This is a genomic window from Mycolicibacterium aichiense, assembly GCF_010726245.1.
Lineage (GTDB): Bacteria > Actinomycetota > Actinomycetes > Mycobacteriales > Mycobacteriaceae > Mycobacterium > Mycobacterium aichiense.
Window position 1 is genome coordinate 4,293,506 of sequence record NZ_AP022561.1, and the last position, 12,453, is coordinate 4,305,958.

Here is a 12,453-nt window from a genome sequence, read left to right on the forward strand (position 1 = left end):
GAGTCATCGACCGGCCCGGCGCACCGAGATCGACACCACCGTGACCCCCACTCGAACTTTCCCGCGCTACCGTCGATCTCGCCGCCGGGCTCACGCCGACCGAACTACCGAGGCCGCACCAACACCGACTGCGCAATGACGCCGAGGGCCCCGTCGTCGTCGAACAGGGTGCCGACCGTCGTCCCCACCCCATCCGGGCCGTACATCGTCTCGGCGCGGATACCCGTCCACTCACCGACCGGGACCCGGTGCAGATGCACCACCAGATCGGTATTGAGGAACGTGTACTTCCTGATGTCGATCTTCGAGCCGATGCCATTGGCGCAGTCGGCGACCGCGAACAACCGCTCCAGCGGGGTGATCTCCTCGCCTGCCACCAGATCGACCTGCGGCCGCAGCCACGATTCGCCCGGACCGGGTGCCAGGGGGTCGGTCAGCCACAGCCACTGGAGGCTGTGCACGTAATTGCGGTCGAAGTTGTCGGCAAGGTTGCGATTGACCCCCGTCGAGCGCGGTGACAGCGGAGCGACCGGCGCCGACAGCAGCGCTTCGGTGTCCAGCGTCAGCATCCGCCATCCGCTGGCACTGGCGACCGGGCGGGGCTGCCCGTCCGGGCCCGTACCGAGCATCTGGGCGGACACCAATTCGATTTGTTTGCCGCGTCGTTCGACGGACGCGGTCATCCACAGATCACCGTCCGCCGGAACCGGGCCCAGCAGATCCACGACCACCCGGCTGAGCCGGGTGTCGTCTCGACGCTGACAACCCTGCAGGGCACGGACCAACAGAGCCGACACCGGGCCGCCGTGCTGAATGTGCGACGTCCACGTGCTGCGAACCAAGTCGGTGGCCCGGAACTTCTCCCCGCGGGGATCGTCCGGGTCGACGAGTTCGTAGTAGCTGTCGGTCATGGTCACCTCTCGATTGACGGAAAGCCCGCGCCGGGGATGTCGACCCTGACCATCTCGACGCACGATCCCCGGGTGCCGACGAGCCGCTGTGGATACGCATCGGGGGCCGACACCAAGAAAAGGGTGCGCCGGTCCGGGCCGCCGAGCATGCAGGCGATCGCCGCGCGGTCACCGATGTCGATGCGGTCGGTGACCTCACCCCCGGCCACCACCCGCTCGAACTGATGCGCCAGGGTCATCGACGTCCACACCCCGCCGTCCTCGTCCAGGGCGATTCCGTCCGGCGGACCGTCGAGCCCGTCGGCGAAGACCCGACGCCCGGACAGAGACCCGTCGGCGCCGATCTCGTAGGCGGTCAGCCGCCGCCCGATCGATTCGGCGACGATCAGCGTGCCGCCGTCCGGCGTGATCGCCATCCCGTTGGGGAAATCGAGATCACCGGCCACCACGGTCGCCGCATTGTCGAGATCGAGCCGGGCGATGATGCCCCCCTCGCGGGCTTGCGAACCGATAAAGGCCCGGCCCTGCGGGTCGACCACCATGTCGCCGAGGCCGGCGGGTGCGATCCCGGACAGGTCGGCGATCTCGGTGACGACTTCCCCGTCATAGCCCAGCACCAGCCGGCGTTCGGTGGACACGATCAACAACGTGCCGTCGGGACGAAACCCCAGACCGGCCGGTGCGTGCCCGGGCAGCCCCACCGTGGTCACCGACCCGTCGATGCTGATCGTGTGCACGGCCTCGCCAAGCATGTCCGAGATCCACAGCAGGCCTTCAAACCAGCGGGGGCCTTCACCGAAGCAGAATCCGCTGGCAAGCTGAGCGCGAGACAAGGAGCCGAGAACGGTCATGCCCTACCTTTACAAAACATCGCACAAATGTCACGCTCCGTACGTGGCACTGTCAACGACCCACGCGTTACCGGAGGCCTGAGCCTGTGTGGTGTTATCGGCTTGTCGCGCCGTACACGTTCGAACGGGTCACGGTGCTCGACCCGTCGCACGACCGGCTGCGCGACGGACAGGTGCTGCTCAAGTTCCTGGCCGCCGGCATCTGCGGCAGCGACATCCCCGGTTTCAAGGGCGTGCAGGGCCGCCTGCCCGGCGACACCGGGGCACTCGCCGCCGAGCTGGCGGGCTTCCCGGTCCACGAGATCGTCGGCGAGGTCCTGGCCAGTAACCACCCCGAGCACCAGCCCGGTGACCGCGTCGTCGGCTGGGCGTCCGGATTCGACGGCCTGATGGAATTCGTGATCTCCGACGGCAACGGACTGGCTCCCTACGACCCGTCGCTGAGCCCGGCCCACGCGGTGGGTCTGCAGCCGCTGGCCTGCATTCTGTATGCGCTCGAACAACTTCCACGGCTGGACGGCAAACGGGTGGCCGTGATCGGCCAGGGATCGATCGGGTTGTTGTTCTCCTTTGCGGCCAAATCCGCCGGCGCAGCACACGTCATCGGGGTCGACCCCATCTACCGTGACGACGTCGGCGCGACGTTCGGTGTGGACACCGTGGTTCGGTCCACCAGCGACCGTTGGGTGGCGCACCTGGCACCGCACGACAAACCCGACATCGTCATCGAAGCCGTCGGGCACCAGGTCGCCACCCTCAACAACGCGGTCGAAGCGGCCGGATTCGGCGGCACCGTGTTCTATTTCGGTGTGCCCGACGACGACAGCTATCCGATCAGCATGCGCACCATGTTGCGCAACAATCTCACGCTGAAATCCGGTGTGACACTGGACCGCCGGCGAGTGCTCGACGCCGCGGACGCGTTCGCCCGCAAGCATCCCGACCTGTTGGGCAACTACGTCACGCACACCTTCGACGTCGCCGACGTGCAGGAGGCTTTCGAGTTCGCCTGCCGCCCGACCCCGGGACGGGTCAAGATCTCGATCGTGGCCTCATGACCGCCAGCAGACTGCAGCAGGCGCTCGCCGACAAACCGCAGGTATGGGGTGGCTGGATCACCGGTCCCACCTTTCTCGGCCCCGACGAATTCGCCCACGCCGGTTACGACTACGTCGGTTTCGACATCCAGCACGGCTACCTCGACGACGCCGAGGTTGCGCAGATCCTGCGCCGTATGGAGCACGTCCCGATCGCCACCGCGGTCCGGGTGCCCTCGACGGCGGCCGCACCGATCGGGCGTGTGCTCGACGCCGGCGCCGACGCGATCATCGTCGCGATGGTCGACCGTCCCGAACAGGCCGCCGAAGCGGTGGCGGCAACCCGCTACGCGCCCATCGGCATCCGAAGCTTCGGTCCCCTCCGGGCCAGCCTGGGTATCGACCCCGTTGCGTTGGCTGATCGGGTGAGCGTGTTCGCGATGATCGAGACCGCAGCCGGCCTGGACGCGGTCGACGAGATCTGCGCGGTCCCCGGTCTTGCCGGCGTCTACGTCGGACCGGCGGACCTCGCAATCTCCCTCGGCCACGAGGTGGTCAAGGCGACCAGCCGGCCGAAGGTGAGGGATGCGATCGTCCGCGTACACCAGGCCGCAGCGGCGGCGGGCATCGTGGCCGGCATCCACGCCGGTGATGGGAACACAGGAAAGGAACTGGCCGCGTTGGGCTTTCAGCTGATCACCTTGGCCCCGGAGTCGCAGGCTTTGCGCCGCGGGGCAATTGCGCATCTCGCCGAAGCGAAAGGACGCGCATGACAGCCAAGGTCGCACTTGTCACCGGAGCCGCGCGCGGTCAGGGTGCGGCGCTGGTCAGACGGTTGCGGGCCGACGGGTTCGAAGTGGGCGCCGCCGACCGGCTGATCGACGATCTACGCAAGCAGGTCGAGGAGCTCGACGACCCGGGGGTGATCGCCGTCGAGTTGGACGTCACCTCCGAGGAGCTGTGGGCGTCCGCGGTGGCCGAGGTGGTCAAGCGCTTCGGTGGCCTGAGCACGCTGGTCAACAATGCCGGCGTGCTGCACCGGGCGCCGCTGTCCGAGGAGACCGCGGAAGGGTTCGAAAGCAGTTGGCGATTCAACACGTTGGGACCATTCCTCGGTATCAGGGCGTCACTTCCCCATCTCCGCGCGGCCGAGGGTGCGGCAATCGTCAACACCTGCAGTACCGGCGCGATCCGGCCGTTCCCGTTCCACGCGGCGTACGGATCGTCGAAATGGGCGTTGCGTGGCCTGACCCAGATCGCGGCGGCCGAGCTCGCCGGTGACGGCATCCGGGTCAATGCGGTGTTCCCCGGGCCGATCGACACCCCGATGCTCGATGACACGGCGCGGCAGCGGCTGATCGAACGGTCCTACAGCGGCCGCCTCGGCCAGCCGATGGAAGTCGCGGATGCGGTGGCGTTCCTGGTGTCCGAGCACGCGTCGTTCATCACCGGAGCAGAGCTCGTCGTCGACGGTGGCCAGTGCCTGCGGATCGGGTGACCGCGCTGTCGGTCGGTATCATCGGCGCCGGCCCCGGCGGTCTGGCGCTCGGAATCTTTCTGTCCAAGGCCGGGTTCCGGGACTTCACCATCTTCGACCGTGAAGACGGCGTCGGTGGCACATGGCGCATCAACACCTATCCGGGCCTGGCGTGCGATGTGAAGTCGCACTTGTACTCGTACTCGTTCGACCTGAACTCACAGTGGAGCCGAATGTGGCCCGGACAGCCCGAACTGCTGCAGTACTTCGAACGCTCCACCGACCGCCACGGCCTGCGGCCGCACTTGAGACTGAACACCGAAATAACCTCGGCACAGTGGAATTCGGGTACCAACACCTGGACGCTGACCGATTCGGACGGCGCCCAGCACACCTTCGACATCGTGGTCTCGGCGGTGGGGATGTTCACCCGGCCACTGATGCCCGAGCTGCGCGAGCAGGAACCGTTCACCGGGACGCTGATGCACACCGCGCGCTGGGACCATTCGGTGGACCTCACCGGGGCCCGGGTTGCCGTGCTGGGCACCGGGTCCACTGCGTCGCAACTTCTTCCGGAGGTGGCCAAGGTCGCCGACAAGGTGTACTCGGTGCAACGCTCCCCCACCTGGATCCTGCCCAAGCCGGACCGGCCGTACAGCGACCGGGAGCGTTGGGTCTTCCGGTGGGTTCCGTTCGCCAAGAAGCTCTACCGGACCCGGCTGTGGCTACGCAGTGAACGCAACATCTCGGTGATCGAGAACGGCAGCGACAAAACGCAAGAATTCAAAGACATTTCGCTGCGGTACCTGGAAGCATCGGTTGCCGACCCCGACCTGCGGGCCAAGCTCACCCCGGACCATCCGCTTGGCTGCAAACGGTTGGTGTTCGCTGCCGACTACCTGTCGACGCTGACCCAACCGCACGTCGAGGTGGTGTCCAGCCCGGCCCGCTCACTGCGGGCACGCGCACTGGTCACCGCGGACGGCTCCGAACTGGACGTCGATGTGGTGCTGTGCGCCACCGGGTATGCCGCCACCGACTACCTGGGCCAGATCGAGGTCCGCGGGGAGGACGGCCGATCGCTGCACGATACCTGGCGCGACGGCGCCTTCGCCTATCTGGGCATGACGGTTCCGGGCTTCCCGAACTTCTTCATGCTGTACGGGCCGAACACCAACGTCGGCTCCAACAGCGTGATCTTTGTGCTCGAGGCCCAGGCCCGCTACGTCGTGCGGGCCCTGAAACATCTGCGCCGCAACAGAAGAAACTATGTCGCGGTGCGGACCGACACCATGTCGGCCTTCTTGACCGACGTCGACCGCTGGATGGAAGGCACCGTGTGGATCACGCGGTGCAGCAACTACTTCCGAGCACCCAACGGCCGGGTGGTCACACAGTGGCCGCGCAGCGCAGGCGCGTTCTGGGCCATGACCCGCCGGTTTCGCCCGCGCGACTACACGTTCACCCCGCCGGCTGTCTAGCCATGGAACCGGACCCCGAGCTTCTCCGCCGGCTGGATCCCGCCCTGCATGCGTTCGCCGCCGCACGCACTGATCTGTCACTGAACACCCTTGCCGCCGTGCGGATCTCGCTCGACGTCCGGCGCGCCGATGCTGTCGCACAGATCGACACTGCCGGGGTCGACATCGTCGACGGCCATGCCGCAGGCGTTCCGGTGCGCATCTACCGCGGCGCCACATCTCCGTCGCCCGCGGTGATCTACTGCCACGCCGGAGCATTGATGCTCGGCAATCTCGATACCGATCACCGGCAGTGCGTCGAACTGGCCCGCCGCGGCGAATGCACCGTGGTGTCCGTCGACTACCGGCTGGCACCCGAGCACCCCTTCCCCGCCGCGCTGGACGACGCGATGACGGTGTTGCAGCGGAGCTGGACGGCCGGGCCGGACCTTGGGCTCGACCGCGATCGCCTTGTGCTCGCCGGTAACAGTGCGGGCGCGGCGCTGGCCGCGGGTCTGGCGCAGCGGGCCGCCGCCGGCCAGGCTCCGCCGATCGTCGGCGTGCTGCTACACCAGCCGGTGCTCGATGACCGCCCCACGGCATCGAAGGCGGAGTTCGACTCGACGCCCGGGTTCGACGGTGCCGCGGCCGAGGCGATGTGGCGGCACTACCTCGGCGAGACCCTTCCGAGCGCCGCCGCGGTGCCCGCGCGCAGCCACCAAATGATCGGGGCGGCAAGCACCTTGATCACCTGCTCGGAGTTGGATCCGCTGCGTGATGAGGCGCTGGACTACGCGGGCCGGTTGATGAGTTTCGGTGTCCGCACCGACCTGCACGTCTTCGGCGGTACCTGTCACGGTTTTGACTCGCTGTCCCCGGACTGGGAGGTCAGCCAGACGTTGCTGGTGATGCAGGCCGAGGCGCTGCGACGATTCTTCGGCCGATGATGACCTTTACAGATTACCTACGAAGTGTCACGCTGTGTGGCGTGCATGAACTCGACCGGCGAGACCGGCAGCACGAGGTGGCCAGGTCGCGCCAGCGGACACCCAGGCTGGCCCGTTACCAACTCGATGTCGTCGGCGCCCACGTCGCCGACGTCGTCGACTCGGCCGGCGGCTGGCTGTTCGATCGGGTGATGGCCGGCTGGGATGTGCGGGTCGCGGTCGCCCACGCCGGAGACCTCGACGCTCTGCGCATCCTCGGCGTGCAGCCCACCGCGCTGCGCGTGATGTTCGACGGGTCGGACCTTCCCACCGCGCTCGCGCTGGCCGGGGCGGTGTGCGGAGAGGACGATCGGGTCCGCGACGCACTGGCCGCATCGGTCCGCTCGGCACGCACCGAGGTCACCGTCTGGGGCGATGTCTGGCTGCCCAGCGTGGGTCGCCGAGGAGCCGAGGTCTGCCACCAACTGAGCGCTGCGGCAAGGGTGTTCAAGGCGCAGGCGGCGGTCGCGGCCGGGCTGGACTCGACAGTCGGCCCCGTCGAAGCGTTCCGCAGTTACGGCCAGGGTGTTCGCACCGAGTACCAGGATCTGATGCCCGTCAGCTAGCGGTCGACGAAGATGTCGATGATCGGGCTGTCGCCCCCGCCGTAGCGGGACAGGTCCTCGACACCGGCGGCACGCAGTACGTCGGAGTCGATCAGGCAACCGCCGTTGACCTTCGCGGCGGGCGAGGTGATGATCTCGACCGCCGCGTCGGCCATGATCTCAGGACTGCGCGAGGATGCCAGCGCCTCCTCGAAGTCCGCCGAGTTGGCCACCGCCGAGGTCGCGATATAGGTCTCCGGCCACAGGCAGGTGAATCCGATTCCGGTGTCGGCGTATTCGGCTGCCCAGCCCAGCGACAGCAGTGTCATCCCATACTTGGACAGGGTGTAGGCCGGGTGTGCGCCGAGCCAGTGCGGGTTGAGGTTCAGCGGCGGGGCGATGGTGATGACGTGGCCGTTGGGCGATCTGCGCAGATGCGGCAGGCACGCCTTGGTCAACAGGAATGTGCCGCGAATGTTGATCTGCTGCATCAGATCGAACTTCTTGGCCGACAGCGTTTCGGTGGGGTCGGTGGCGATGGCGCTGGCGTTGTTCACGCAGATGTCGACCCCGCCGAACTCGGTCACCGCGGCGTCGACAGCGCGTGCGACGTCCTCTTCGCTGCGCACGTCACCGACGACGGCGACCGCCTTGCCGCCGGCAGCCTCGATGTCGGCGGCCGCGGTGTAGACCGTGCCCGGCAGCTTCGGGTGCGGCTCAGCGGTTTTGGCCAGCAGCACGACGTTGGCGCCGAGCCGTGCCGCGCCGAGCGCGATGGCCAGACCGATACCCCGGCTACCGCCCGACACGACCAGCGTGCGGTCGGTGAGCGAACCCTTCGCGGCCATCATTCTCCTCGCTGAAAACTGCATTCTCTTTTTCAGCGAGCATAGTACTCAATCGAGAAGAACGTGCGGAAGGGTGAGCCTTCGGTCAGTCACCCGGGCGTGAGTGACGGCCATGGCTCTGGACCTCGGCGGGCTCGTCGCGGTAGTGCCGAGCCGGCCGAGACTCGCCCGGATCGCTGAGACGGTGCCGTGATCGGTCACCATTTACAGGGAAACCGTTGTGCGGCAAGCCGACCGGTTCCGCACCCAGCTCGGGCCGCGCGACTGGCGGGTGCCATCTGATCACCTCGGTCTCGTCGTCGCGCTCGTCACGCACCGGCGGCGCGACCGGCTCCCGATCCACCACGTACTCCAGGTAGTAGTCGTCGTCATAGCCGTCGTCGTAGACCGGGATCTCGTCGGTGACCTCGTCGCCGTCCCGGACCGGGCGCGGGGAACCGAACCCGCCGACCACGAACAACGCGGCCACGATGCCGAACAGCGCCCCGAACGCCGGCAGCAGCATCGACTGCGACAAGGCGGCGGCGAACGGTTCCCGCAAGAACGACGGAAGCGCAAGCACCGCCAGGTCGCTCGGAGCGGCATCAGCCGGTGCGGCCGGCATCTCGGCGCTGATCCGGGACGCCATGAACGCGGCCATCCCGGCGCTACCCAGCACCGAGCCCACCTGGCGGGTCGCGTTGTACACGCCCGACCCGGCACCGGCCAGGTGCGCGGGCAGGTTGCGGGTGGCGGTCGCAGCCAGCGGCGCCCAGATGAACGCCATCCCGACCCCCATCGCGGTCAGCGCCAGCACCAGCCGCCAGATCGGCGTCGTCGGCGTCATGTCGATCGACAGCCACGTCAACGCGATCGCCAGCACCGAGAAACCGAAACCGAGGATCGGACGTGGGTGAACCCGATCGGTCAACTGGCCCACGAACGGGGCGAGCACACCACTGGACACCGCCATCGGCGCGATCAGCAGCGCCGAGCGCGTCGGCGACAGCCCGCACACCACCTGTGCGTAGAACATCACCGGCAGCATCATCGCGGTGACGACAAAACCGATCACGGCCACGCCGATGTTGGACAGGCTGAAGTCGCGGTCGGCGAACATCTGCAGCGGGATCAGCGGCTCGTTGCGGTTGATCGACTGCCAGTACACGAACGCGGTGAAGAAGCCGATGCCGGCGACGATCACGGCCCAGATCCACGCTGCCCAGTGATGAGCCTGGCCTTCCTGCAGGCCGAACACCACCAGGAACATCCCGATCCCGGACAGCGCCACCCCGACGATGTCGAACCGGTGTTTGCGGGTGGGCAACGCCGGGATCAGCCAGACCGCCAACCCCAGACCGATCACACCGACAGGCACGTTGACGAAGAAGATCCACTCCCAGCCCAGCCGGCCGACGAGCACGCCGCCGGCGAGCGGGCCGACCAGTGTGGCCACCCCGGCCGTCGCGCCCCACAGGCTCATCGCGACGCCGCGTCGCCCGGGCGGGAAGATCCGGGTGATCGTCGACAGGGTCTGGGGCGTCAGCAGCGCCGCGCCGAGCCCCTGCACCACGCGGGCGGCGATCAGCGTGTCGATGGAGCCGGCCAGACCGCACCACAACGACGACACCGTGAAGATCGCCAACCCGACGATGTAGAGGTTCTTGGGTCCGAAGCGGTCGCCGAGGCGGCCGGCCAACAGCAATGGCACGGCGTAGGCCAGCAGGTACGCACTGGTCACCCAGATCACGGTGTCGTAGTCGGTGATCTGGAGCCCGTCCATGATGCTGGGATTCGCGACGGCGACGATCGTCGAATCGACCAGGATCATGAAGAAGCCGACCAGCATGGCCCACAGGGCGGGCCACGGGTTGGCCGGCACGTCGGGCGCCGCGACCGGATCGGGGTCCAAGTCCACGTCCGGCGCCGGGCCGGCCATGTTCCTGGTCATATCCACTACCTCGTTTCGGCTACTGCGATGGTGTCGGCGCGCGCCCCCGCCAAACCCCCGCCGGACGATTGGTGGGCCCCCGCGCCTCAAGCCGTCACGCCGCCGGATCGAGCCTATCGACCCGTCGAGCCAGACCTGAGAGCGAGTCCACGGCCGGAATCATCGTTGCGGTGTCTGACTCGGTGCGGCGTCGTCGGTGCCCCCGACGAACAGCAGCGCCACCAACGCGATCGCCACACCGGCGGTCATCACCACCGAGAGGGCGACCTCGTCGTTGCCCATCAAGCCGACGACCGGCGCGATGACCGCGCCGACACTGAACTGCGCGGCACCCAGCAGGGCGGCGGCGGTTCCGGACGCTTCATGGTGGCGCGACAGCGCGACCGCGGGAGCGTTCGGGATGACGAAGCCCATCATCGCCAGGACAGCCCACACCGGAATCAGGAAGCCGTAGATACCGCCGGTGTGGGTCACCGACAGTGCGACGAACACCGCGCCAACCCCGGTCGCCACGGTAAGCGCGATCATCAGGATGCGTTGCGGGGACAACCGGCGCAGCAGAATGACATTGAGCTGGGTGGCGACGACGAACGCGATCGCCCCCGCCCCGAACACCAACGCGAACGTCTGCTGATCCAGACCGTGGCGGCCCTGCAGGACGAAGGCCGCGCCGGCGATATAGGCGAACAGCCCGGCCATCCCGAGCGCGCCGACGATCACCAGGATGACGAACTTCAGATCGCGCAGCAGACTCCCGTAGGTCGCCGCGATCGAGCGGACCCGCAGCGGTCGGCGGCTGCCCACCGGGAGGGTCTCCGGCAGCGCGAGCGCCGCAACCAACAGCAGCGCGCCCGCCAGAACGATCAACACCGCGAACACCCAGTGCCACGACGCCTTGAGCAGTACCGCCGCCCCCAATGACGGCGCGACGATCGGCGCCACCCCGAGGATCAGCATCAGCCGTGACATCACGGTTGCGGCGGCGCTGTCGTCGAACAGGTCACCGACGACGGCGACCGCGACGACCATCGCGGCGGCCGCGCCCATCCCCTGCAGGCCCCGGGCCAGGCTCAACACCGCGATATCGGGTGCGAACAAACACAGCAGCGACGCCAGCATGTGCAACGCGATCCCGGCCATCAGCGGGCGTCGCCGCCCCAGCGAATCCGACAGCGGACCGACGATCAGCTGCCCGAGAGCCAGCCCGGCCAGCGTTCCGGTCAGCGTCAGCTGCGCCACCGAAGACGACACCCCGAGCTCGTCGGCGATCCGCGGAAGCGCAGGCAGGTACATGTCGATGGTCAGCGGTCCCAGCGCCACCAGCGCGCCCAGCACCACGATCATTCGCAGCCGGCTCGGAACCGCAACGTCCGCGCTCAGCGGCTGCGGGTTGCGGGTGGCAGTCACAGTTCGCGATGTTGCCATGCCCACCCACAGCACGCGCAGCCGATTATTTGTTCCTCCTGCGGCTATCCGACCCACGGTGACCGGGATCACCGCGAGGCACCTTTACCTGGTGGTCGTTCGTTAGCCTGGTGTTACGCCTATCAGGAAGGCACACCCATGAAGCTCCGTCGCGAGCAATTGCCGGCCAAGGTCGAGGACGACGCGACCATGACTGCGCGGGTGCTCTCCCAGATCCTGGAGCGCAGCACTCGCGCCCAGGCCCCGGCGGTCCGCGCCTACGTCGCGCGACTGCGCCGATCCAATCCCGAAGCGACCCCGGCCGAGATCGTCACCAAGCTCGAGAAGCGCTATCTGGCCGCGGTGATGGCCAGCGGTGCCGCCGTCGGGTCGGCGGCGGCGTTCCCCGGCATCGGCACACTGGCGGCGTTGTCGGCGGTCGCCGGCGAGACGCTGGTTTTCCTGGAGGCCACCACGGTGTTCGTCCTGGCTGTCGCCGATGTCCACGGCATCCCGCTCGAGCAGCGCGAGCGTCGCCGCGCGCTGGTGCTGGCGGTGCTCGTCGGTGAAGAGAGCAGGGGCGCGATAGCCGACCTGATCGGCCCGAGCCGCACCAGCGGAGCGTGGCTTGCCGAGGGTGCGGACATGCTGCCGTTGCCGGCGCTGGCCCAGTTGAACACCCGACTGATGCGCTACTTCGTCAAGCGGTTCACGCTCAAGCGCTCGGCGATGGCGTTCGGCAAGATGCTTCCCGTCGGCATCGGTGCCGCGGTGGGTGGCGGTGGCAACCGAATGATGGGCAAAAAGATAGTGAACAATGCCCGCGCGGCGTTTGGGCCCGCGCCCAGCCGGTGGCCGGTGAGCCTGCACCTGCTGCCAGCGATCGAGCCGGGCGGATAACCGTTCGCCGACCTCCGACGACCGGTTGTCGCACCAGCTTCGGGCATGGAGCTGACGTGCTTCGGGAACAACGGAGAAGCGATAGCCTTTTAGACGGCGGCCAG

At 67.9% G+C, this 12,453-nt stretch carries 12 protein-coding genes; 7 read left to right on the forward strand and 5 right to left on the reverse strand.

The window, feature by feature from the left end; all coding sequences use genetic code 11:
• Positions 1-104: 104 nt before the first annotated feature.
• Positions 105-911 carry a thioesterase family protein gene (locus G6N32_RS20455; RefSeq protein WP_115322045.1) on the reverse strand — a complete coding sequence of 269 codons (807 nt, stop codon included), beginning with the start codon at positions 909-911 and terminating at the stop codon, positions 105-107.
• 2 nt (positions 912-913) lie between these two features.
• Positions 914-1,762: an SMP-30/gluconolactonase/LRE family protein gene (locus G6N32_RS20460; protein ID WP_115321600.1), complete on the reverse strand. Its 849-nt coding sequence runs from the start codon at positions 1,760-1,762 to the stop codon at positions 914-916.
• 86 nt (positions 1,763-1,848) lie between these two features.
• Between G6N32_RS20460 and G6N32_RS20465 the strand changes: the two genes are divergently transcribed.
• The 6 genes from G6N32_RS20465 to G6N32_RS20490 are packed head-to-tail and all read left to right on the forward strand — an operon-like array spanning position 1,849 to position 7,288.
• Positions 1,849-2,820, forward strand: coding sequence for a zinc-binding dehydrogenase (locus G6N32_RS20465; protein WP_115321601.1), 972 nt, complete (start codon positions 1,849-1,851; stop codon positions 2,818-2,820).
• Positions 2,817-3,572, forward strand: a complete 756-nt coding sequence (locus G6N32_RS20470) for an HpcH/HpaI aldolase family protein (RefSeq protein ID WP_115321602.1) — start codon at positions 2,817-2,819, stop codon at positions 3,570-3,572. Before G6N32_RS20465 ends, G6N32_RS20470 begins: the two co-directional genes overlap by 4 nt.
• Positions 3,569-4,297, forward strand: a complete 729-nt coding sequence (locus G6N32_RS20475) for an SDR family NAD(P)-dependent oxidoreductase (protein WP_115321603.1) — start codon at positions 3,569-3,571, stop codon at positions 4,295-4,297. Before G6N32_RS20470 ends, G6N32_RS20475 begins: the two co-directional genes overlap by 4 nt.
• The gene (locus G6N32_RS20480) at positions 4,279-5,757 is read left to right on the forward strand and encodes a flavin-containing monooxygenase (RefSeq protein WP_115321604.1); all 1,479 of its coding nucleotides are present in this window, start codon (positions 4,279-4,281) and stop codon (positions 5,755-5,757) included. The genes G6N32_RS20475 and G6N32_RS20480 overlap by 19 nt, the downstream gene beginning before the upstream one ends.
• Before the next feature lie 2 nt (positions 5,758-5,759).
• The gene (locus G6N32_RS20485; protein ID WP_115321605.1) at positions 5,760-6,683 is read left to right on the forward strand and encodes an alpha/beta hydrolase; all 924 of its coding nucleotides are present in this window, start codon (positions 5,760-5,762) and stop codon (positions 6,681-6,683) included.
• A 41-nt stretch (positions 6,684-6,724) separates the two neighbouring features.
• Complete coding sequence (locus G6N32_RS20490; protein WP_115321606.1) at positions 6,725-7,288, forward strand: hypothetical protein; 564 nt, start codon at positions 6,725-6,727, stop codon at positions 7,286-7,288.
• Here G6N32_RS20490 and G6N32_RS20495 read toward each other — a convergent pair.
• From G6N32_RS20495 to G6N32_RS20505, 3 genes are all read right to left on the reverse strand, one after another.
• Positions 7,285-8,115 carry an SDR family oxidoreductase gene (locus G6N32_RS20495; RefSeq protein ID WP_410432487.1) on the reverse strand — a complete coding sequence of 277 codons (831 nt, stop codon included), beginning with the start codon at positions 8,113-8,115 and terminating at the stop codon, positions 7,285-7,287. The two genes, G6N32_RS20490 and G6N32_RS20495, sit on opposite strands and share 4 nt — an antisense overlap.
• A gap of 85 nt (positions 8,116-8,200) precedes the next feature.
• A complete protein-coding gene (locus G6N32_RS20500) occupies positions 8,201-9,943 on the reverse strand; it encodes an MFS transporter (protein WP_232077810.1) in 1,743 nt (580 codons plus the stop codon).
• A gap of 261 nt (positions 9,944-10,204) precedes the next feature.
• Positions 10,205-11,470 carry a multidrug effflux MFS transporter gene (locus G6N32_RS20505; protein WP_115322046.1) on the reverse strand — a complete coding sequence of 422 codons (1,266 nt, stop codon included), beginning with the start codon at positions 11,468-11,470 and terminating at the stop codon, positions 10,205-10,207.
• A gap of 138 nt (positions 11,471-11,608) precedes the next feature.
• Between G6N32_RS20505 and G6N32_RS20510 the strand changes: the two genes are divergently transcribed.
• Complete coding sequence (locus G6N32_RS20510; protein WP_115321609.1) at positions 11,609-12,349, forward strand: hypothetical protein; 741 nt, start codon at positions 11,609-11,611, stop codon at positions 12,347-12,349.
• Positions 12,350-12,453: the final 104 nt, after the last annotated feature.

What these genes read in the sequence shown, in the direction of transcription:
- G6N32_RS20470 (WP_115321602.1), top strand. Translation starts at nt 2,817, where the DNA reads ATGACCGCCAGCAGACTGCAGCAGGCGCTCGCCGACAAACCGCAGGTA.
- G6N32_RS20500 (WP_232077810.1), bottom strand. Translation starts at nt 9,943, where the DNA reads ATGCTGGTCGGCTTCTTCATGATCCTGGTCGATTCGACGATCGTCGCC.
- G6N32_RS20505 (WP_115322046.1), bottom strand. Translation starts at nt 11,470, where the DNA reads ATGGCAACATCGCGAACTGTGACTGCCACCCGCAACCCGCAGCCGCTG.
- G6N32_RS20485 (WP_115321605.1), top strand. Translation starts at nt 5,760, where the DNA reads ATGGAACCGGACCCCGAGCTTCTCCGCCGGCTGGATCCCGCCCTGCAT.
- G6N32_RS20460 (WP_115321600.1), bottom strand. Translation starts at nt 1,762, where the DNA reads ATGACCGTTCTCGGCTCCTTGTCTCGCGCTCAGCTTGCCAGCGGATTC.
- G6N32_RS20495 (WP_410432487.1), bottom strand. Translation starts at nt 8,115, where the DNA reads ATGGCCGCGAAGGGTTCGCTCACCGACCGCACGCTGGTCGTGTCGGGC.
- G6N32_RS20510 (WP_115321609.1), top strand. Translation starts at nt 11,609, where the DNA reads ATGAAGCTCCGTCGCGAGCAATTGCCGGCCAAGGTCGAGGACGACGCG.
- G6N32_RS20455 (WP_115322045.1), bottom strand. Translation starts at nt 911, where the DNA reads ATGACCGACAGCTACTACGAACTCGTCGACCCGGACGATCCCCGCGGG.
- G6N32_RS20475 (WP_115321603.1), top strand. Translation starts at nt 3,569, where the DNA reads ATGACAGCCAAGGTCGCACTTGTCACCGGAGCCGCGCGCGGTCAGGGT.